Here is a 19682-nt window from a genome sequence, read left to right on the forward strand (position 1 = left end):
ATTCTACGCCGCCTCCGCTGGCGCGCGTGCACCGACATGAGCGATCGCCTCGCGCAGCACGTCGAGACCGGCGCCCGGCTTCACCCCCTGCTCGGCAAGATGGCGGCGGAAGGCGCGCGCGCCGGGCACGGCGTGGAACGCGCCGACGAAATGCCGCGTAATTGCGTGCAGCCGGGTGCCGCGCGCGAGCTGCTCTTCGATATAGGGCATCATCGCCTCGAGCGCGTCCTGCATGGACGCGTGCGGCGCCGCCTCGCCGAAGATGTCGGTATCGACGCTGAGCAACCGCCACGGCTCCTGATAGGCGGCGCGGCCGAGCATCGCACCGTTGACGTGGGCAAGATGCGCCTTGGCCTCGTCGATCCCAGAGATGCCGCCATTGATGATGACGGGCACAGCAGGCATCGTGCGCTTGAGCCGATAGACGCGATCATAATCGAGCGGCGGGATGTCGCGGTTCTCCTTTGGCGACAGGCCAGTGAGCCAGGCTTTGCGGGCATGCACGATCAGCGCATCGCAGCCGGACGCCACCACCGCACGCGCGATCGTATCGAGCGCCACTTCAGGGTCCTGGTCGTCGATCCCGATACGGCACTTCACCGTGACGGGAACGGCGACCGCGCGCTTCATGGCCTGAACGCACCGGGCCACTAGTTCCGGCTCCGCCATGAGGCAGGCGCCGAACCGGCCGTCCTTGACGCGATCGGACGGGCAGCCGACATTGAGATTGATCTCGTCATAACCAAATCCTTCGCCGATCCGCGCGGCCAGCGCGAGGTCGTGCGGATCCGACCCGCCAAGCTGAAGCGCCACCGGATGCTCGCACGCGTCGTACCCAAGCAGCCGCTCCCGGTTGCCATGGATAATGGCGCCGGTGGTCAGCATCTCCGTATAAAGCAGCGCCCGCCGCGTCAGATGACGGTGGAACACCCGGCAATGCCGGTCAGTCCAATCCATCATGGGTGCCACGGAAAAGCGATAGTCTTGCGAATTCAAATGCTATTCTTTCATCGAACCGACAGCATGGAGGTGCCCTCGCACCCGAACCAGCATTTTGTGTGGCGTGGCGCGTATCCTTCGCCTGAATGGGCGTCTGATGCAACCGCAACAGTAACGTGGGGCCGACAAGAGAAGGCAACAATGATCCCGCATGGCATAGTCCGAGGCAGCCTCGTCCAATCTGAACACGGCTGGTCCAACACCTCAATTGTCGGTGAATAGCCGGCCCAAATTGGACAAGGGTGCCATCCAGGGCCGTATCGGAGTGATTATGATTGAGAATGCTCATTCGACAGGTCGACCGCTCGATCCCCGTTCCGCATGGTCCGGGCTGTCCCAGGCAGAACGCGACGCCGCCTACGACAACAACGCCGCCGTCAAGAACAGCACGGCCCTGATCGCCGAACGGAACGAAACCTCCAGCCGGCTGCGAAGCACGCTGAAATCCCATCTCGATCTGGCTTACGGTCAGCGGGCGAACAACAAGATCGATCTCTACCCGGCCGCCGGGCCTGAGGCGCCCTGCCTGGTGTTCCTGCATGGCGGCTATTGGCAGCGCAATTCGCGCGAATTGTTCGCCATGCTCGTCGAAGGCATCGCCGCCCATGGCTGGTCGGTCGCCATTCCCGGCTATTCGCTGGCGCCCGAGGTGTCCCTCACCGACATCGTCGCCGAGATCCCGCGGACGCTCGACTGGATCGCGGCGCACGGTGCCTCCTACGGCATTGCCGGACCGGTCGTGCTGTCGGGCTGGTCGGCAGGCGCGCAGCTCGTTGCGATGGCGCTGGATCATCCGCGCGTCCATGCAGGGCTGGCGCTATCGGGCGTCTACGATCTCGCGCCGATCCGCGACACCTGGCTCAACGACGCACTGAAGCTGACGGACGAGGAAATCGCCAGGCTCTCGCCGCTTCGCCTGCCCGTAACAAACAAGCGGCTCGATATCGCCTATGGCAGCAGCGAGCTACCGGCACTGGTGCTGGATTCGATCAACTTCCATGAGAAGCGCGCGGCCGCGAAAGCGCCGGGACAACTCATCCAGGTCGCAGGCGCCGATCACTTCACTATTCTGGAGGCGCTGCGGCGGCCTGACGGCATTCTGGTGGAGGCCGCGCAGGCGCTGCTGAACTAAAACTGCGAAAACAACCCCATGCACAGTAGAATGCCGTTGTTTTCTCAGGACTAATTTGCACCACCCATGGATTTGACACGTCGGGCAAAACACCGGCACAATGCCATCATCGCTCTGACTGTCGCATCCCCGTATCAACCCAGACCTGCTCACCCGTGATCCGCACCGGGTAGAGCCGCAATGGCGGGCTCGGCCAGCCCGCAGAAGATCAGACCACCGACGACGGGCCCGGCCAGCGAGCCCTTGCCGCCGCTGATGACCACGGCCCGCTTGAGCTCAGCCAGGCCGGAAATGTCCACGATCAGCTCCGGCTGCACCAGCCGCAGATTGAGCATCGGTCCGAGCGACTGGCCGCCGGCGATGATCTTTGCCGAACCGCGGCTTGCGGCCAGCATCGACAGCGCGGCGTCGAGATCGCGCGGACGCTCATAACTGAAGGGTGCCGGTTTCATGCCGCGCTCCTTTCGGCCGCGCGTGCAGCCAGCACGGCTTCGACAAGGCGATGCGGCGTGATCGGCGACTGCATCAGCTCGACGCCGAGCGGACGCAGCGCGTCGTTGACCGCGTTGGCGATGGCGGCCGGCGGCGCAATCGCGCCGCCCTCGCCGATGCCCTTCACGCCGAACTGCGTGTAAGGCGACGGCGTCTCCATGTGGTCCAGGCGCGCCGCCGGAACCTCGGTCGGGCCCGGCAGCAGATAGTCGGCGAGCGTCGTCGCCAGCGGCTGGCCGGAGGCATCAAATGGCATCTCCTCGTAGAGCGCGGTGCCGATGCCCTGCGCCAGACCGCCATAGATCTGGCCGTCAACGACGAGCGGATTGACCAGCACGCCGCCGTCTTCGACGATCACATAATCCAGAATTTCGACTACGCCGAGATCAGGATCGACTGCGACGACGGCCGCATGCGCGGCATAGCTGAAGGTGCCGCTGTCGCGCACCGGCTTGTAGCCTTGCGTCACCTCCAGCCCGCCGGCATCGACGTCGGCCGGCAAGTCTTGCGGACGGCGATACCAGGCGTGGGCGATCGCCCTCAGGCTGACACTGCCGTTGACGCCACGTACCTCGCCGTTCTGCAACACCACCGAGGCGGGGTCATGCTGCAACAGCTTGGCGCCGATGCGCCTTGCGCGTTCGCCGAGCTCGCGGCAAGCCGTCGCCACCGCGCCGCCGGCCATCACCATAGAGCGTGAGCCCCAGGTTCCGGTCGAATAGGGCGTCATCGCGGTGTCGCCGAGGACGATGCGGATCTTTGCAACGTCGACGCCGAGGATCTCGTGCGCGACCTGGGCAAGCGTCGTTTCCATGCCCTGCCCATGCGAATGCACACCGACGCGCAATTCGAGGCCGCCGTCCGGCGTCAAGCGTGCCGAGGCCTGCTCGTGACCTGGCACCATGGGGATGCCCCAGCCGGAATAGACCGACGTGCCGTGCGCCGCCTGCTCGCAATAGATGGAGACGCCGACGCCGATGCGGCGTCCGTCAACCTCGCCCAGCCTCTGTTTGGCACGAATGGAGTCGATGTCGATGGCGGCGAGCGCGCGCCGCATCGCTTCGGGGTAATCGCCGCTGTCAAAGTGCTTCCTGGTGATGTTGTCGAACGGCATCTGTTCCGGCAGCACCAGGTTGCGCAGCCGCACCTCGCCTGGCTCGAGCCCGGCTTCGGCCGCCACGAGATCAAGCATCAGCTCCAGCGCGAAGCAGACGCCGGTGCGCGCGACGCCGCGATACGGCAGGATCGGGCATTTGTTGGTAGCAACCGAGAAGGTGCGGCAGCGATAGGCCGGCATCTTGTAAGGGCCGGGCAAAATGCTCGCGACCTGCGCGGCCTCGAGACAGGCCGAGAACGGATAGGACGAGTAGGCCCCGGAATCCACGGTCGCCTCGCAATCGATGCCGCGCAGCGTGCCGTCACGGTCCGCATAGACCGTGATCCTGTAATGATGCTCGCGGCAATTGGAGCTGGCGACGAGATGCTCGCGGCGATCTTCCAGCCAGCGCACGGGATGGCCGTTACGCATGGTCAGCCAGGACAGGCAGACCTCTTCCGGCAGCAGAATGCCCTTGTGGCCAAAGCCGCCACCAACATCGGGCGAGATGACGCGGATCTGGCCCTCCTCCATGCCGAGGGATTCGGCAAGGCCGCTGCGGGTGATGTGTGGCATCTGTGCCGCGGAATGCAGCGTGAGCTGATCGAGCCGTCGGTCGAAGGTCGCAACCACGCCGCGGCCCTCCAGTGGCGACATGCATTGCCGCGCCGTCGAGATCTCGCGTGTCACCTTGATCGGCGCATCGAGCGCGGCGGAGATGTCGACCTCGTAATTAGTCTCGAGGAAGACGTTGTCGCCCCAATGCTCATGCACCAGCGCCGAGCCGGGCTCGCGCGCCTTCAGCATGTCGGTGACCGCGGACAGCTCCTCCAGATCGAGCGTCACGGAGGCCGCGATATCCTCGGCCTCGGCGCGCGTTGGCGCAAGGCACATCGCAACGAGCTCGCCGACCTGGCGCACCTTGCCGGTGGCGAGCACCGGTTGTTCGGATATCTTGAAGCCCGGCAGCCCCGATACCGCGCGGATCGGCTTGATCCCGACGAGATCGGCCGCCGTGAACACGCTGCCGCGATAACGCTCGGGCACGTGGATGCCGCAGATGCGCGCATGCGCCATCGGGCTGCGCACGAAGGCGACGTCCTGAAGGCCCGCGAGCCTGATGTCGGCGACGTATTGGCCGCGGCCGCGCATCAGGCGGTCATCCTCCTTCCGCGGCAACCGTGCGCCAACGCCCTGCCCGGACTTGCAAGGAAACTCTCGCTCGTTGCGCACGCCGGCGTTCTCCCTCACCAACGGCCTTATGCCGCGACGGCCTGCGGCAGGATCGGTGCGACCGCGTCGAAGCGCGTGCCGGCGCGCAGGCAGAAGGCCGGCTGCAGCAGGCGGTCGGCGATGATCTCGTTCTTCTCGTTGTCCTTCAGGACGAACCGGCCGTTCTTCTCCGTGAGCACGGAGATGTCGGCACCCATGCCGACCTTGAGCGCGCCGATCTCCTCGCTGCGGCCAAGCATCTTTGCGGGATTGGAGGTGACCATCGGCACTACCTGCTCCAGCGACAGACCGAGCGCCATCATCGAGCTCATTGCCTGCACCAGACTGAACTTGGCCTGTCCTGCGAACGGATGGTTCTCCTCGTCCTCGTGCTGGTCGGGCGTTCCGGCCGGCGCGGGCACATGCGTGTTGTAGCCGTGAATATCGGCGCCGAGCGTGGTCGGAATGATGCCGGCGGCAATCGCCTTCTTGGCGAGCCGGTAAGAGAAGTGGCTACCGTGACCGACATCGACCTTCAGGCCGCGGTCGAGCGCGGCCTGAATCACCGGATGCACCTCACCCTCGCGTTGACGAAGCCGCCGGGATGACGCGTGAACGGATGAGCGAGAACATCGCCTTCACGCAAGAGCGGGATCACGCGCGTAAGAATCGTGTCGGCATCCTCGCCATTGGCGCCGCTTTCGGGCAGGCCCCAGAGCTGGCCGAAATGCACGTAGACCGGAAGATCCGCGCGCCTGCCGATCTCCGCCGCCATCTCGATGACGCGAATGCCCCAGCGCGCGAAACCGCCGATCTCGGCATGCGCCTTAATGCCGCGTACAATGTCGAGATTGGCCGTCGCCGCCTTGACCGCGGCGTCAATGTCGACGCCATCGGGACTGTAGAGCTGCGGATAGAAGTGCCCTTCGAGGCCGCCGACGAGGTAGGCGGACAGAAAGGCATAAACTCGTGAGGCCGCGGGCTCCGCGATGAAGTGACGAAAACCGGGCAGCGTCATGCAGGACGGGCCGCCCTGGTCGACCAGCGTCGTCACGCCCGACTGCACGCCGACCATGTCGGGATTCATGCCGAAGCGGCCGGAGACATATTGATAGACATGGGCGTGGGTGTCGATCAGCCCGGGTAGCACCAGCTTGCCGCCGACGTCGACGACCTCCTTGGCGCTGGTCGGCAGAATGTCGGACGCGACGGCTGCAATCCTGCCGTTGCGGATAGCGAGGTCCTTGATGCCATCAACGCCGGAAGCCGGACAGATCACGCGACCGCCTCGCAGCAGAAGGTCGAAGCTGGCAGTAACGGACATGGGCGCTCTCCTCTCCTTGAACGAGCGACAGCATCGCCCAATTACGAAGCATGCTTCGCATTTTGGATGAAGCAAACTCCGTGCCATGATCCGGAGGTGGCGAGCGGGTTCGAATCGAGCTAAGCGCGGCAGGGATTTGGATTGGGAGAGCGTGCATTGCGGCAGGCGAAGACACGTCGCGGCGGGAGCAGGCACCGCCCTTGGCCCTTGTCGCAACGACCCGGATATCTGATCCGCCGGCTGCACCAGATTCACGTAGCACTGTTTCAGGAGGCCTGCGGCGCGTTCGAGGTCACGCCGCTGCAATACAGCCTTCTCACGGCATTGGCGGTGCGTGAAATCGCCGATCAGACCACTTTGGCGGCCGATATAGCCCTCGACCGCACCACCACGACCGGCGCATTGAAACGTCTCGCGGCACGAAACCTGATCGAGCGCGCGGTCAACAAGGACGATCGACGGGCGCGCCTGTGCCGATTGACGCCGGCCGGCGCAGCCTTACTGGTCAAGATCGAGGGCGCGGCGCGACGAGCGCATCGGGCAACGCTGGGGGATCTCAGCGATCGGGAACAGGCGCAGTTCATCGAAATGATGCAGCGCATCGTGGCCGGCCACCCCAGTCGCGACAGTGCCACTGCCTTATTCGATTAGACGCAGTTGCTGCGCTTTTGAGTTGGGCTGCTCAATTTATCATCGTACCCGCTGCTCAGCCATGCAACGTCCCTTGCCTCTCGCCCACTGGCTCGCGCAGAGGATCGCCACCTCGTAGTTCCGGCGGCCAACTTACACGTGAGGTCGAGGCGCGCTTGAGAATCCAACAGCAATCCGACGCAAGCGAGGCTCCATCCGGCATCGATGCAGGCCCTGCTCCGGCCGGCCACAACCGATGGCACGATTTATGCTGCGAGGATGCGAAGCGTGCTTCGTATTGGGGAATGTCATGACGGATTCCGAACTTCGCGCTGATCTTCACAGCATCGAGCCAATTCCCGATGCGGACCGGGACTCAACCGGGCCGCAGCAGATGTGGATCTGGGCCGGCGCCAACATCGCGCCGGTGAACTGGGCGCTCGGCGCGCTCGGCATCATCCTCAAGCTTGGCCTGATGGAGACGATCGCGGTCATCGTGCTCGGCAACATCGTCGGCTGCGCGATCTTCGCGACCTTCACGGTGATGGGGCACAAGACCGGCGTCAATCAGATGGTGCTGAGCCGGTCCGCGTTCGGGGTCCGCGCCGCCTATCTGCCGAGCATCCTGATGTTCCTGATGACGCTGGGCTGGATCGGGGTAAACACCTATTTCCCGGTGAAGGTGTCGATGGGCATCCTCGGGCAGTTCGGCATTCCCGACACCTGGGCGGTCGAGATCGTCGTCATCACGCTGGTCATGGCCGCGCAGGTCCTGATCGGAATCTACGGCTTCTACGCGATACGCACCTTCGAAAAGTACACGGTACCGCCGACCATCGCCATCATGGTGCTGATGAGCGTGTTGGCATGGACGCGCCCGGGTGTCGTCAACTGGAACTTGACGACCTCGCTGCCTCCGGGTGCACATCTGGCGATGCTGACGCTGCTGACGACCGCGATCGGGGTCGGCTGGGGCATTTCCTGGGTGACCTGGGCCTCCGACTATTCGCGCTTCGTGCCGCGCAGCACGTCGTCGAAGGCCGTGTTCTGGTACAGCTATGTCGGCATGTTCGTGCCGACGGTCTGGCTCGGCATCCTCGGCGCGACCATCGCCTCGACGACGCTGGACACCGATCCTGCAAAAATGGTCAGCGCGGTGTTCGGCGGGCCCGTCAGCATCCTCGTCCTGCTGATGGTGCTGCACGGCCCGATCGCCACCAATATCCTCAACGTCTATTCGGCGACATTGGCAGCGCTGAGCGCGGGGCTGAAGTTCTCGCGCTTCTGGCTTACCGTCATCGTCGGCATCGCCGGCTATCTGGTTACGCTGTATTTCATCTTCGCGCCGTCTTTCGCAAAAGCGTTCGACAACTGGATGATCAGCCTGCTCTTATGGATGAGCCCGTGGGCCGGGGTGGTGCTGGCCGACTTCTTCATCAAGCGGAAGGGCAAGATCGACATCGCCGAGCTCTATCGCTCGCCGGAGACCAGCGCCTATGGCGACATCAACTGGGCCGGCATGATCGCCTTCCTTGCGGGCCTCGTTGCCGGATGGCTGGTTGAAGACGGCCTCGTCGGCGCGCTGCAGGGGCCAATCTCGATCAACCTGCTCGGCGGTGCCGACCTGAGCTGGCTATTCGGCATCGGGGTCTCGGGCTTCGTCTATCTCGGGCTCGGCAAGCTCTCGACCTCACCCTCCTCCATCGTTGCGAGCGGCGCAGGCAGATAGCAGCGGCAGTGACGGTCGATTCATGGACTACGTTCTGCGATCCATTCCCGGAAACATCCAGTGGGGGCTCTGGGACGGACGACCGCGCGCGTAACCCTGGGGAGAGGAGCTGCCGCTATCCACGGCAATTTCGGCGTCGCCTCGCCGCCGGGCTGAGGCCGGATGTCCTCGAAGGAGCCGCGGGCATTCGGCGGCAACATGGACAACAAGGAGCTCGGCGCTGGCAGCACGCTTTACTTTCCCGTCTTCGTGCTGGGCGCGCTGTTCTCCGCCAGCGACGGCCATGCGCTCCAGGGCGATTGCGAGGTCTGCCTGACGGCGATCAAGGCCGCGCTCACCGGCACCGTCGAATTCCACGTCCGGCGCGATCTTCGCCTCGCCTCCCCGCGCGCGGAAACCGCAGTCGACTGGATCGCGATGGGGTTCAATGAAGACCTCGAGGATGCGGCCAAGGCGGCGCTGCGCGACATGATCGCGCTGATCCGCGAGAGGAGCGGCCTCAGCGCGCAGGACGCCTATACGCTGTGTTCGATCGCCGCCGATCTCAGAGTTACGCAGATGGTCGACGGCAACAAGGGCGGCCACTGCGTCCTGGCAAAATCCCGCATGCCCTGACCGCGTCCTTCGCTCGACCAGGCGCCGCGAGAGCGCGCCTGGTCAGATCAGGCTCGACTTGCCGCGGCTCAGCACCTCACCCGAGCCTTTGTCGCCGACGATCTCGCCCTGGTCGTACACGATCCGGCCGCGGGCAATGGTGGTGACGGGCCAACCGGTGACATCAAAGCCTTCCCAGGGCGTATAGTCCGAGCCGTGGTGAAGATCGGCCTGCTGAATCTTCTTCTTGAGCTTGGGGTCCCACAGCACGATATCGGCATCGAAGCCGACGCCGATCGAGCCTTTGCGCGGATAGAGGCCGTAGATGCGGGCGTGGTTGGTTGCGGTCAGCTCGACGAATTTTTGCAAGGTGATGCGGCCCTTCGAAACACCTTCCGAGAACAGGATCGGCAGCCGGGTCTCGACGCCGGGAATGCCGTTCGGGACCCAGCGGAACGAGGTACGAGCGTTCGGCGTCAGCTTGCCCTTGGGATCGTCGTAGCGGAACGGGCAATGATCGGACGAGAAGGTCTGGAACACGCCTGATGTGATGCCCTCCCAGATCGCCTGCTGGCTTTCGACATCGCGTGGCGGCGGCGAGCAGACATATTTCGCGCCCGTAATGTCCATGTTGAGGCCCTTCATGTCATCAGCCGTCAGCGTGATGTATTGCGGGCAGGTCTCCGCATGCACCGGCAATCCGCGCTGCTGTGCCCAGCGCACCTGCTCCATCGCCTCGCGGCCGGAGACGTGCACGATCATGATGGGAACGCCGATCACCTCGGCATGGCTGATGGCGCGATGCGTCGCCTCGCGCTCGACGGCCTGAGGCCGCGAGGCGCCGTGATAGTAAGGGGCAATGTGGCCCTCGCGCTCGAGCTTATTGGTGAGGAAACGGATGGCGTCATAGCCCTCGCAATGGACCATCACTAGCGCCTGCTCGCGGCGGGCGACCTCGAAGACCTCGAGCAGCTGCTTGTCGCTGAGTACGAGGTCGTCATAGGTCATGAACACCTTGAAGGAGGTGTAGCCGTCCTTGACCAGGGCCGGCAGCTCCTGCCCGAGCACCACCGCGGTCGGATCGGAGATGATGAGATGGAACGCGGTGTCGATATAGCATTCGCCTTCGGCGAGCTTGCGGTAGTTCTCGACGCAGGTGCGCAGCGAGGTGCCCTTCTCCTGTAGCGCGAAGGGCAGCACCATGGTGTTGCCGCCGGCAGCCGCCGCGCGCGTCGCTGAGGCGAAGTCGTCGGCCATCACCACGTCCGGGCCAGAGGCTTGCGAGATGTGGACGTGGCTGTCGATGCCGCCCGGCAGTGCCAACAGGCCCGTCGCGTCGATCTCGCGCGCGGCACCCTCGATGCGATCGGCAATGCTGACGATGCGGCCGTCGCGAATGCCGATATCGGCGCGAAACTCGTCGCTGGCGGTCACGATGGTGCCGCCGCGAATGGCGAGATCGAACTGCATCACTTGCGCCTCCGTCACTTGATGACCGCTGATGTCTGGAATATGCGGCCCCACCCCGCAAGGGCCCTGATGTCGCCGCCGGCGAGGCCGAGAGTCCGCCACAACGTGACCGCGACCGAGTCGAGAACAGCGACATCCAATTCCCGTTCGAGCGAGGCCGCAAGCGCCGCACCATCGAGATTGGTGCAGAGGATGACGATCGCATCTGCCCCCTCCGCCGCCACGGCGCGAATCACGTCCGCAATGGTCGCCGGCGCGACCTCGCCAAAGGAGAAATTGTCGCGCAGGCCGAGGTGCCGCTCGGCGTGCGGGATGATCCCCTCCTCGGCCCAGACGTCGGCGATGCGCCGCTGCACATCGTCCGTATATGGCGAGACCAGGCCGACGCGCTTGGCGCCGAGCGCGCGGGCGGCATCGATGCAGGCGAGCGTCGACGTCGTCGCCGGCTTGCCTGTGCGAGCCGTAATCGCCTCGCACAGGCTCCGGTCGCGGCCGACGCCGAGCCAGCTTGCGGAAGTGCCATTCCAGGCAATCGCGTCGACCTTGGCATCGGCCAGCAGGTCCGCGGCCGGCAGCATCACCGAGGCATCGAACTGGCTCAGCGCAGCGGCGTCGAGCGCAATCTCGGTGACGCGAAAGCGCGAGAAATGTGCGGTGACATCAGCCACGCCATGCAGCATGGCGCTGGTGACGGGCTCGAGCACCGAGTTGGAGGACGGCGTGATCATGCCGAGACGCTTGCGCATGGCGATACCTTACGACGCCTGCGCAAGCCGCGTCGACTCCTCCCGGATCAAAGCCAGGATGTGGCGCTTGGCGTCGTTGAATTCGGGGCTGGTGATGTCACGCGGTCGCGGCAGATCGAAATTGACGGCCTCGCGGATCCGGCCCGGCCGCCTGGTCATCACCACGATCTTGTTGCCGAGCACCAGGGCCTCGTCGACGCTGTGGGTGACGAACACGATGGTGCAGCGGCGCTTCTGCCAGATCGCGACCAGCTCCTCCTGCATTTCGAGCTTGGTCTGGGCATCCAGCGCAGCGAACGGCTCGTCCATCAGGATCACGCTCGGGTTCATCAGCAGCGCGCGGGCGATGCCGACCCGCTGGTTCATGCCGCCCGACATTTCGGAGGGATGATGATGCTCGAAGCCGCGCAGGCCGACGAGATCGATGAACTCCATGGCGTGGTCGTGGCGCTCGGTCTTGGCGACGCCCTTCAGCTTGAGGTGGAAGGCGACGTTGTCGATCGCCGTCAGCCACGGCATCAGCGTCGGCTGCTGGAACACGACACCGCGGTCCGAGCCCGGGCGCTCCACCTGCTTGCCGTCGACCAGCGTGCGGCCGGAGGTCGCCTGCTCGAATCCGGCGATGATGTTGAGGAGGGTCGACTTGCCGCAGCCGGAAGGGCCGAGCAAGCAGACGAAGTCGTTGGCCTCGATGTCGAGATTGATGTTGTCCAGCGTCAGCAGGTCGCGACCGCGCCGCTTGTCCGAGAACACCTTGACGATGTTGCGAAGCTCGATTGCCGCCATCAGCGCGCCCTGCCCTGCACGGTGGTCGTCTGCTGCCAGCGCAGCGTGCGCGCCATGATCGCCTTGAGCCCGAGGTCGGAGAGATAGCCGAGCAGCCCGATCGAGATCATCGCAGCCAGCACGATGTCGTAGCGCAGGAAGTAGTAGGAATCCCAGAGCACGTAGCCGAGGCCGCTCTTGACCGCGACCATCTCGGCCGTGACCGTCAGCATCCAGGCCGAGCCGACCGCGATACGTAGCCCTGCGAAGATCGAGGGCAGCGCCGCCGGCAGCACGATGTCGGTCAGCATCTGCCGGCCATTGGCGCCCATCATCGCACCGGCGCGGACCAGATTGTGATCCACGGTCTTCACGCCATGGATGCTGTTCATCAGCACCGGGAAGAAGGCGCCGAGGAAGACCAGGAAGATCGCGGGCTTGTCGGCGATGCCGAACCAGATGATGGCCAGCGGGATCCAGGACACCGGCGGGATCGGGCGGAGCATCTGCAGCGTCGGCTCCAGCGTCTTCTCGAACAAGCGCGACCAGCCGATCGCGACGCCCGCGAGGATGCCGAGGAGGCTCGCCAGCGCAAAGCCGCCGAACACGCGAAGCGCGCTGGCAAGCGCGTCGCGCAGCCAGTGCCCGGAATAGGTCTGCGTGGTCTCGTCGAAGCCGAACACCCAATCGCCGAGCGCATGCAGCACCGCGCTGGGCGCCGGCAGCAGCGCGGGCGGAAGCATGCCGCTGCGGGCAAAGGCCTCCCAGCCCGCGATCAGCAGCGCAGGCACAACGAGGCGTTCGAGCCCCTGGAATGCCCGCGTCAGCCGAAACGCCGGCCTGACCGGCGAGACGTCAGTAACCGAGGTCATTCTTGGCTTTTCCGGTGGCCTGCTCCAGGAACGAATAGTCCATGTTCTTCTCCGCGTCCGCGGAAACGTCCTTCGAAATGTATTTGAGGTCACGCATCATCGCGGCAATCGCCAGCGTTTGCGAGCGATGGATCGCGGGATCGGGCGAGGCATTCTTCAGCGCCTCAGTCGCGACAGTCTTGTCGAGGCCGGTGAGCTTGTTGATGGCCTCGACCCATGGCGCCTTGTCGGCGATCAGCTTGTTGTCGAGCTCGACCACGGCGCCGACGACGCCCTGGACGCCGGCGCGCTGACTCGCGATCACATCCGAACGCGTGACGATCAGATTCGTGAGATTTCCCGCAGCCTGCTCATACGGCAGCACAAAATGCTTGCCGGCGCCGGCGAGCCGGATCTGTGAGGCGAACGGCTCGACCGAGCAGATCATGTCGACCTCGCCGCGCTGGAGCGCGGCGAGATGATCTGACGGATTGGGGATGTTGATGAACTGGATGTCCTTGTTGGGATCGACGCCCTGCTTGAGGAATGCGCCGCGCATGTGGATGTCCTGGGCATTACCGCGGGACGCCGCGATCTTGAGCGGCTGACCGTCGCCCTTCGCCTTCGCAACGGTCGTCTTGAACGTCGCCCAGTCCTCAGGGGGAAGGTTCAGTTTCACGGAGGAGAGGCATTCCGAGCCGCCATTGATCTGGCCTGAGACGGCGACGACGTCGAAACCTTTGTCGAGCGCTGTGATGTAATGGAGATAGGTCACCTGCGCGACGTCGATGCTCTTCGAGACCAGGGCGGTGAGCACGTCATTGCCGGAGTTGAAGCCGGTGGCCTCGACCTCGACGCCCTTCGCCATCCCCGGGATCAGCGACATCGGCAGGCAGTGCGCGCATTTGGCGTAGCCGAGCTTGATCTTCGCGGCTTGCGCGGAGGCGAGATCGCTTCCGCCAAGCATTGCCGCCATCACCACGAGGCCCAGTCGCAAACTCGTCCGCATCACCTGCTCCGTTTCGAATGCGCGGGATCTCGCGCGTCAGAAACGATCATCCGCCGCCCTTAGCCACAACGCAATCCAGTTTCTGCATGCTGCATACAATTTGCGCGCTATGCCATTGTTTTCAGCGAGATGCGTCGATATTTTGAGCAGGCCAAAGGGCCGGAAACGGCTAAGATCAACGTGAGAAGTGAGGCACGCGTGCAGCCAAAATCGGAAGCGCCAAAGGGACGAAAGTCGCCCAAACTCAAGCGGACGGGCCTGCACGAGCGTGCCGCGGCGCGGATGCGGGCGATGATCATTCGCGGCGAGCTGCCACCGGGTTCGCAAACCCAGGAGACGAAGCTGTCGAAGGAGCTCGGCGTGTCGCGCACCCCCTTGCGCGAGGCGATGAAGGTGCTGGCGGCTGAAGGCTTGATCGAGCTTCGTCCCAATCGCAGCCCGCGCATTGCCGATATCGCGGTGGACGGCATCTCGGAATTGTTCGAGGCCCTCGCCGGCATCGAGCGGCTCGCCGCCGAGCTCGCCGCGGAGCGCGCCACCGAGCGCGACCTCGCCCGCCTGCGCACGCTTCAGACCCGCATGGAGGGTCATCACCGCAACGGCAAGCTCGACGATTATTTCACCATCAACGGCGAGATTCACAACACCATCGTCCGCATGGCCCGCAACACACCGCTGCGCGAAGCCCACGAGACGCTGATCTCCCGCGCCGAGCGCGCGCGCTATCTCGCGCTCGGCGCGAACAGGCGCTGGAGCAATTCGGTCGACGAGCACGCGGACATCCTGGCCGCGCTGGAGGCACGCGACAGCGAAGCGGCCGGCCGCCTGCTCGGCGCCCACGTCGCGCGCACCGGCACGGCGCTGCTCGAAGTCCTCGCCGCCTCTCAGGCCAAACGGACGGCGGCATAATCATGAAGCTGCTGCTGCTCAACCCGAACACCAGCACCGAGGTCACTCAGTTGATGTTGGGAGTCGGGCAGCGCGCCGCTTCCTCCGGCACCGAGCTGATCCCCTGCACCGCGACCCGCGGGGTGCCCTATATTGCCACGCGTACCGAAGCGCAGATCGGCGGCGCCATTGCGCTGGAGATGCTGGCAGAGCAGCACATGAAGGTGGATGCCGCAATCATCGCGGCATTCGGCGATCCCGGCCTGTTCGCGGCGCGCGAGACCTTCGACATCCCCGTGATCGGCATGGCGGAAGCCGCCATGCTGACCGCCTGTATGGCCGGACGCCGCTTTGCCATCGTCACCTTCGCCCAGGCCCTGGGCCCTTGGTACGAGGAATGCGTCCGCGCCCACGGGCTGTGGCAGCGGTGCGCCGGCATCCGCATGCTCGATGCGCCGTTTCAGGCGATCTGCGAGGTCGGCACCGAGAAGGAAGACGTGCTGGTCGAGCTCGCCCAGCGCGCCATCATCGAGGACGAGGCCGATGTGCTGATCTTCGCCGGCGCCCCGCTCTCGGGCCTTGCCGAGCGCGTCGCCGAGCGGATTCCGGTCCCGGTGGTCGATCAGGTCATCGCCTCCGTGAAACAAGCCGAGGCGCTGCATGCGCTGCGCCTGCGCAAGGCAACGGCGGGAACGTATCGCCGCCCCGCCGCCAAGCCGACCATCGGCCTTGCCGACGCGCTCGCCGCCCGGCTCGAGCATCGCGACCGCTAGGGGAGCTTCGGCCGGCGATACGAAAACCCCAATTCGTTCTCGAGGATACGGCCGAAGGCAAACAAGCGGGATTCGCAGCCCGGCGGCGCGATGTTCAATCCTTCCTTGCCGAGCAGCGGAATCCAGGAAATCATCCTGATGATGTTCGAGGTCCAGAACGGCACGGTGCAGAGCAGGAACAGGCCTAATGGCTCAGCTCTCTGCACTTCATGGCGGCACGCGGCTCAGGAAGGCGGCAGGACTTATGAACCGATCGCAATGAAGAGAAGATTCTCCGGACTTTCGTTTTTGCGAATTATTCTAGTCTGAGCCCGCCTTTCGAAAAAGTTCCTCGCTCCTACACCATCAAGCATCCGCTGCCTGGCTCTTGTCGGGCGATATAGCCATGAATTGGAAGTGGAAATCAGGCGGGCAGAAGCGAAGCAGGCGACCCAATGTGTGGGATAGCTTCGACCAGCTCGCGCGTGTAATCCGTCTGCGGATTGGCAAACAGAGCGAGGCTCTCGCCCTGCTCGACGATGCCACCGGCGCGCAGCACGATGGTCCGGCTGCACATCATGCGTACCACGTTGAGGTCGTGACTGACGAACAGGAAGGCGAGATTGTCCTCGCGCCGAAGCCGGTCGAGCAGCTGCAGCACTACGGCCTGCACCGAGACATCGAGCGCCGCAGTGGGCTCGTCGAGCACCAGCAAACGCGGCCGACACGCAATGGCGCGGGCGATGCCGATGCGCGCCTTCTGGCCACCCGACAATTGATGCGGGAAGCGGGACAACAACTCACGCGGCAGGCCGACGCGGTCGGCGCACTCCTCGACCCGGGACCGCAGCGCGTCGCCGGGGCGCAGGCCGGTGAGCCTCAGCAGCGGATGAGCAATGCAGTCGAACGCGGTAAAGCGCGGATTGAGGCTCTCGTGCGGATCCTGAAAGACGATCTGGATTTCCTTGCGTAGCGGCGAGCGATGAAAATCACGCGCCGGCAGCTTTGCGATCGAATAGCCGTCGAACAGGATATCGCCTGCGCTCGGATCGATCAGCCGGCAGATCATGCGGGCGGTGGTGCTCTTGCCGGAGCCGGACTCCCCGACCAGGCCGACGCTCTCGCCCGCCGCCACGGTCATCGAGAAATCCGCTACCGCAGCGGCGCCATCGTCAAAACGCTTGACGACGTGCTGGACGTCGAGCAGCGGCGGCGTGCCCGGCGCGGGCGTCGGCCGGTCCTTCACCTCGACAACCGGCAGAGCTTCGTCGGCCGGCACGAGGTCGCCGACACGCGATGTCGCGGTCGGCGACGATGCCACCAGTCGCTTGGTATAGGCGTGCTGCGGCGCCCGAAACAATGTCTGCGGCGCGCCTTCTTCCACGAGCCGCCCCTGCTCCATCACCACCACGCGCCGACAATAATGTGCCGCAAGACCAAGGTCGTGGGTGATGAGGATTGTCGTCATGCCCCGTTCGGCGACGATGCGCGCCAGGAGGTCCATCACCACCTTTTGTGTCGTCACATCGAGGCCGGTGGTCGGCTCGTCGGCAATCAGAAGTGATGGGTTGCAGGAGATCGCGATCGCGATCATCACGCGCTGGCACATACCGCCGGAGAGCTCGTGCGGATAGGCATCCAGCCGCCGGTCGGGATCGCGGATCTGCACCGCGCGCAGCAACTTCAGCGCCTCGGCCCGCGCCTCCTGCTTCGAGAGCCGCCGATGCGAAAGGACGGCGTCGGCGATCTGGGCACCGACGGTGCGGATCGGATTGAGCGCGGCGCGCGGATTCTGGAAGATCATCGCCATGTTGGCGCCGTGCAGGTTGCGCAGCTCCGCCCCCGATGCGCGCGTAATGTCCTGGCCCCTGAACTTGACACGACCGGCGGTGATGCGACCCGCTTTGTCGAGCAGGCCCGTGACCGCGAAGCCGGTGACTGATTTGCCGGACCCGCTCTCGCCGACGAGGCCCAGCATTTCACCCGGCTGGAGCGACAGCGAGACTCCCCGCAGCGCCTCGACGAGCCCGCGCCGCGTCGAGAACGTCACGCCGAGATTGTCGATTTCGAGCAGTGGCGACATCATGTGCGCATGCGCGGATCGAGGATATCGCGCAACCCGTCGCCGAGCAGGTTGAAGCAGAGCACGGCCAGCATCAGGGCCAGCCCCGGAAACGACACCAACCACCACCTGCCCGTCGAGATGAAGCGCGCGCCCTCGGCGACCATGATGCCCCATTCCGGCGTCGGCGGCTTGACGCCCAGGCCGATGAAGGAGAGGCCCGCGGCATTCAGGATCGCCCAGCCGAGATTGAGCGACATCTGCACCGCCATCGCCGGCAGCACGTTGGGTAGCAGGAAGCGCAGCACGACGGAGACATGCCCATCGCCGCAGGCGCGCGCCGCCTCCACCCAACCGAGATTGCGGCGGATGTTGACCTCCGCGCGCGCGAAGCGGATGTAGAACGGCAGATTGATGATCGCGGTCGCGATGACGATATTCTCGACCCGGTTGCCGAGCGCTGCGACCATGGCCATGGCGAGCACGAAGAGCGGAAAGGCCATCAGCACGTCGACGAACCGGCCGACCGCGCGATCGAGCTTGCCGCCGACATAGCCGCAGAGCGAGCCGATCACCGTGCCGATCACGAAGGACACGCTGACGGCCGTCACGGCGATGGCGAGATCGAGCCGCGTGGCGACGATCAATCGGCTGAAGACATCGCGGCCGAGCTGGTCGGTGCCGGCCCAGTGGAGTGCGCTCGGCGGCTGCAGCGCACGCGGCACGTCCGAAGCGACGGGATCATAAGGCACCAGCATGGGGCCGAAGATTGCGACCAGCGCCAGCAATATCGCCGCCGCGGCGGCAATCGCGGTAACGAGGTTACCGCGCAGCACCCACACGGTGTGACGCAGCCCCGACCATGTTGCTGTCAGGCTCATACGACCGTCGCCCTGGGATCGGCGATGCCGTAGAGCACATCGACCAGGAGATTGACCGCGACGAAGATGCTGGCCATCAGCAGCACGAAGCCCTGCACCGGCGCATAGTCGGAGACCAGCAGCGCATCGAGCGCGTAGGACGCAACGCCCGGCCAGGAGAACACTTTCTCGACCAGCACGTTGGCACCGAGCATGGTCGAGAACACGATGCCGGCGATGGTGATCACGGGCAGGATTGCATTCCGCAGCGCATAGGTCACCACGATCTGCCAGCGCGACAGGCCGATCGAGCGCGCGGTACGCACGAAATCGCTTCCGAGCGACACCAGCATCGAGGCACGGGTGATGCGGGCGAGCGGCGCGATCACGAACAGCGCCATCGTGAAGGCAGGCAGCATCAACTGACGCGCCGCGGCCCACCACCCCTCGACGTCACCCGCGAGCAGGAAATCCACCATCAGGAAGCCGGTGCGCGCCGGCGGCACCGAGGCGAAGACGTCGATCCGTCCGGTCGGATCGGGGGCAAGACCCAGCAGATAGTAGAACACGTAGATCAGCAGCAGTCCGGAGACGAAGGTCGGCACGCAGACGCCGAGCGAGCAGAACAGCCGTACGCCGTGATCGATCAGCGAGTTCGGCCGCAGCGCGGCCAGCACGCCGAGCGGCACCGCCGCGATCAGCGCGATCACGAGCGCGGTTAGCGTCAGCTCGAGCGAGGCCGGCAGCCGCTGCCGCAGGTCCTTGGCAACCGGCTGCCCCGTCATCATGGAACGGCCAAGATTGCCGCGGCCGACATCGTAGAGATAGATGCCGAGTTGCTCCGGCAGCGACCTGTCGAGCCCGAGCTGCCTGCGGACGACTTCGATCTCCTCGTTGCCGGCACTGGGACCGGAGGCAAAGAACACGGCGGGATCGCCTGGCAGCACCCGCATCAAGAGGAAAGTGAAGACCAGCACGCCGAACAGCGCCGGCAGCGACGAGAGAAACCGCCGCCCGGTCCGGATCAAAGTCGCACCGATGGTGCCCATGCTCTTCGCCGCGCTCCCGGCT

At 65.0% G+C, this 19682-nt stretch carries 16 protein-coding genes and 3 pseudogenes; 6 read left to right on the forward strand and 13 right to left on the reverse strand.

The window, feature by feature from the left end:
* Window positions 1-3 precede the first annotated feature (3 nt).
* Window positions 4-996 carry a tRNA dihydrouridine(20/20a) synthase DusA gene (dusA, locus tag IVA91_RS26710; RefSeq protein WP_256464562.1) on the reverse strand — a complete coding sequence of 331 codons (993 nt, stop codon included), beginning with the start codon at window positions 994-996 and terminating at the stop codon, window positions 4-6.
* Window positions 997-1270: 274 nt separating this feature from the next.
* Here dusA and IVA91_RS26715 point away from each other — a divergent pair, with 274 nt between their 5' ends.
* Complete coding sequence (locus IVA91_RS26715) at window positions 1271-2131, forward strand: alpha/beta hydrolase (protein ID WP_247281402.1); 861 nt, start codon at window positions 1271-1273, stop codon at window positions 2129-2131.
* A gap of 257 nt (window positions 2132-2388) precedes the next feature.
* Here the strand turns inward: IVA91_RS26715 and IVA91_RS26720 are convergent.
* From IVA91_RS26720 to IVA91_RS26730, 3 genes and pseudogenes are all read right to left on the reverse strand, one after another.
* Window positions 2389-2583 (reverse strand): annotated as a pseudogene (locus tag IVA91_RS26720) (FAD binding domain-containing protein); the annotation flags it as partial.
* Window positions 2580-4871: a xanthine dehydrogenase family protein molybdopterin-binding subunit gene (locus IVA91_RS26725; RefSeq protein WP_247281393.1), complete on the reverse strand. Its 2292-nt coding sequence runs from the start codon at window positions 4869-4871 to the stop codon at window positions 2580-2582. The pseudogene IVA91_RS26720 and the gene IVA91_RS26725, both read right to left, overlap by 4 nt.
* A 107-nt stretch (window positions 4872-4978) precedes the next feature.
* Window positions 4979-6255: pseudogene (locus IVA91_RS26730) on the reverse strand (amidohydrolase/deacetylase family metallohydrolase).
* Window positions 6256-6411: 156 nt separating this feature from the next.
* Here IVA91_RS26730 and IVA91_RS26735 point away from each other — a divergent pair.
* From IVA91_RS26735 to IVA91_RS26745, 3 genes are all read left to right on the forward strand, one after another.
* Complete coding sequence (locus IVA91_RS26735) at window positions 6412-6906, forward strand: MarR family transcriptional regulator (protein WP_247281391.1); 495 nt, start codon at window positions 6412-6414, stop codon at window positions 6904-6906.
* A 289-nt stretch (window positions 6907-7195) separates the two neighbouring features.
* Window positions 7196-8614, forward strand: coding sequence for a cytosine permease (locus tag IVA91_RS26740; protein ID WP_247281390.1), 1419 nt, complete (start codon window positions 7196-7198; stop codon window positions 8612-8614).
* Between the two features lie 162 nt (window positions 8615-8776).
* A complete protein-coding gene (locus IVA91_RS26745; protein WP_247281389.1) occupies window positions 8777-9229 on the forward strand; it encodes an acetamidase/formamidase family protein in 453 nt (150 codons plus the stop codon).
* Window positions 9230-9271: 42 nt separating this feature from the next.
* On the opposite strand, the gene hydA is transcribed toward IVA91_RS26745, so the two are convergent.
* Genes hydA through IVA91_RS26770 form a run of 5 tightly spaced genes read right to left on the reverse strand, consistent with a single transcriptional unit; the run spans window position 9272 to window position 14049 of the window.
* Window positions 9272-10681 carry a dihydropyrimidinase gene (gene hydA, locus IVA91_RS26750; protein ID WP_247281388.1) on the reverse strand — a complete coding sequence of 470 codons (1410 nt, stop codon included), beginning with the start codon at window positions 10679-10681 and terminating at the stop codon, window positions 9272-9274.
* 11 nt (window positions 10682-10692) lie between these two features.
* Window positions 10693-11424, reverse strand: coding sequence for an aspartate/glutamate racemase family protein (locus tag IVA91_RS26755; protein ID WP_247281387.1), 732 nt, complete (start codon window positions 11422-11424; stop codon window positions 10693-10695).
* 9 nt (window positions 11425-11433) lie between these two features.
* Complete coding sequence (locus IVA91_RS26760) at window positions 11434-12210, reverse strand: ABC transporter ATP-binding protein (protein ID WP_247281386.1); 777 nt, start codon at window positions 12208-12210, stop codon at window positions 11434-11436.
* On the reverse strand, window positions 12210-13061 hold the full coding sequence (locus tag IVA91_RS26765; RefSeq protein WP_247281385.1) for an ABC transporter permease: 852 nt from the start codon (window positions 13059-13061) through the stop codon (window positions 12210-12212). The genes IVA91_RS26760 and IVA91_RS26765 overlap by 1 nt, the downstream gene beginning before the upstream one ends.
* Window positions 13045-14049, reverse strand: a complete 1005-nt coding sequence (locus IVA91_RS26770; RefSeq protein WP_247415283.1) for an ABC transporter substrate-binding protein — start codon at window positions 14047-14049, stop codon at window positions 13045-13047. The genes IVA91_RS26765 and IVA91_RS26770 overlap by 17 nt, the downstream gene beginning before the upstream one ends.
* Window positions 14050-14247: 198 nt before the next feature.
* Here IVA91_RS26770 and IVA91_RS26775 point away from each other — a divergent pair, with 198 nt between their 5' ends.
* A complete protein-coding gene (locus IVA91_RS26775; protein ID WP_247281383.1) occupies window positions 14248-14958 on the forward strand; it encodes a GntR family transcriptional regulator in 711 nt (236 codons plus the stop codon).
* A gap of 2 nt (window positions 14959-14960) precedes the next feature.
* Window positions 14961-15710 (forward strand): aspartate/glutamate racemase family protein, encoded by a 750-nt coding sequence (locus tag IVA91_RS26780; RefSeq protein ID WP_247281382.1) that lies wholly within the window; start codon window positions 14961-14963, stop codon window positions 15708-15710.
* 95 nt (window positions 15711-15805) lie between these two features.
* Here IVA91_RS26780 and IVA91_RS26785 read toward each other — a convergent pair.
* The 4 genes and pseudogenes from IVA91_RS26785 to IVA91_RS26800 form a co-directional block, all read right to left on the reverse strand.
* Window positions 15806-15898, reverse strand: a pseudogene (locus tag IVA91_RS26785) (ABC transporter permease); the annotation flags it as partial.
* Between the two features lie 215 nt (window positions 15899-16113).
* Entirely contained in the window at window positions 16114-17775 is a 1662-nt protein-coding gene (locus IVA91_RS26790; protein ID WP_247281381.1) for an ABC transporter ATP-binding protein, read from the reverse strand.
* Window positions 17772-18632, reverse strand: coding sequence for an ABC transporter permease (locus IVA91_RS26795; RefSeq protein WP_247281380.1), 861 nt, complete (start codon window positions 18630-18632; stop codon window positions 17772-17774). Before IVA91_RS26795 ends, IVA91_RS26790 begins: the two co-directional genes overlap by 4 nt.
* Window positions 18629-19660, reverse strand: coding sequence for an ABC transporter permease (locus IVA91_RS26800; RefSeq protein WP_247281379.1), 1032 nt, complete (start codon window positions 19658-19660; stop codon window positions 18629-18631). The genes IVA91_RS26795 and IVA91_RS26800 overlap by 4 nt, the downstream gene beginning before the upstream one ends.
* Window positions 19661-19682 lie beyond the last annotated feature (22 nt).

The organism is Bradyrhizobium sp. 153 (genome assembly GCF_023073835.1).
GTDB lineage: Bacteria > Pseudomonadota > Alphaproteobacteria > Rhizobiales > Xanthobacteraceae > Bradyrhizobium.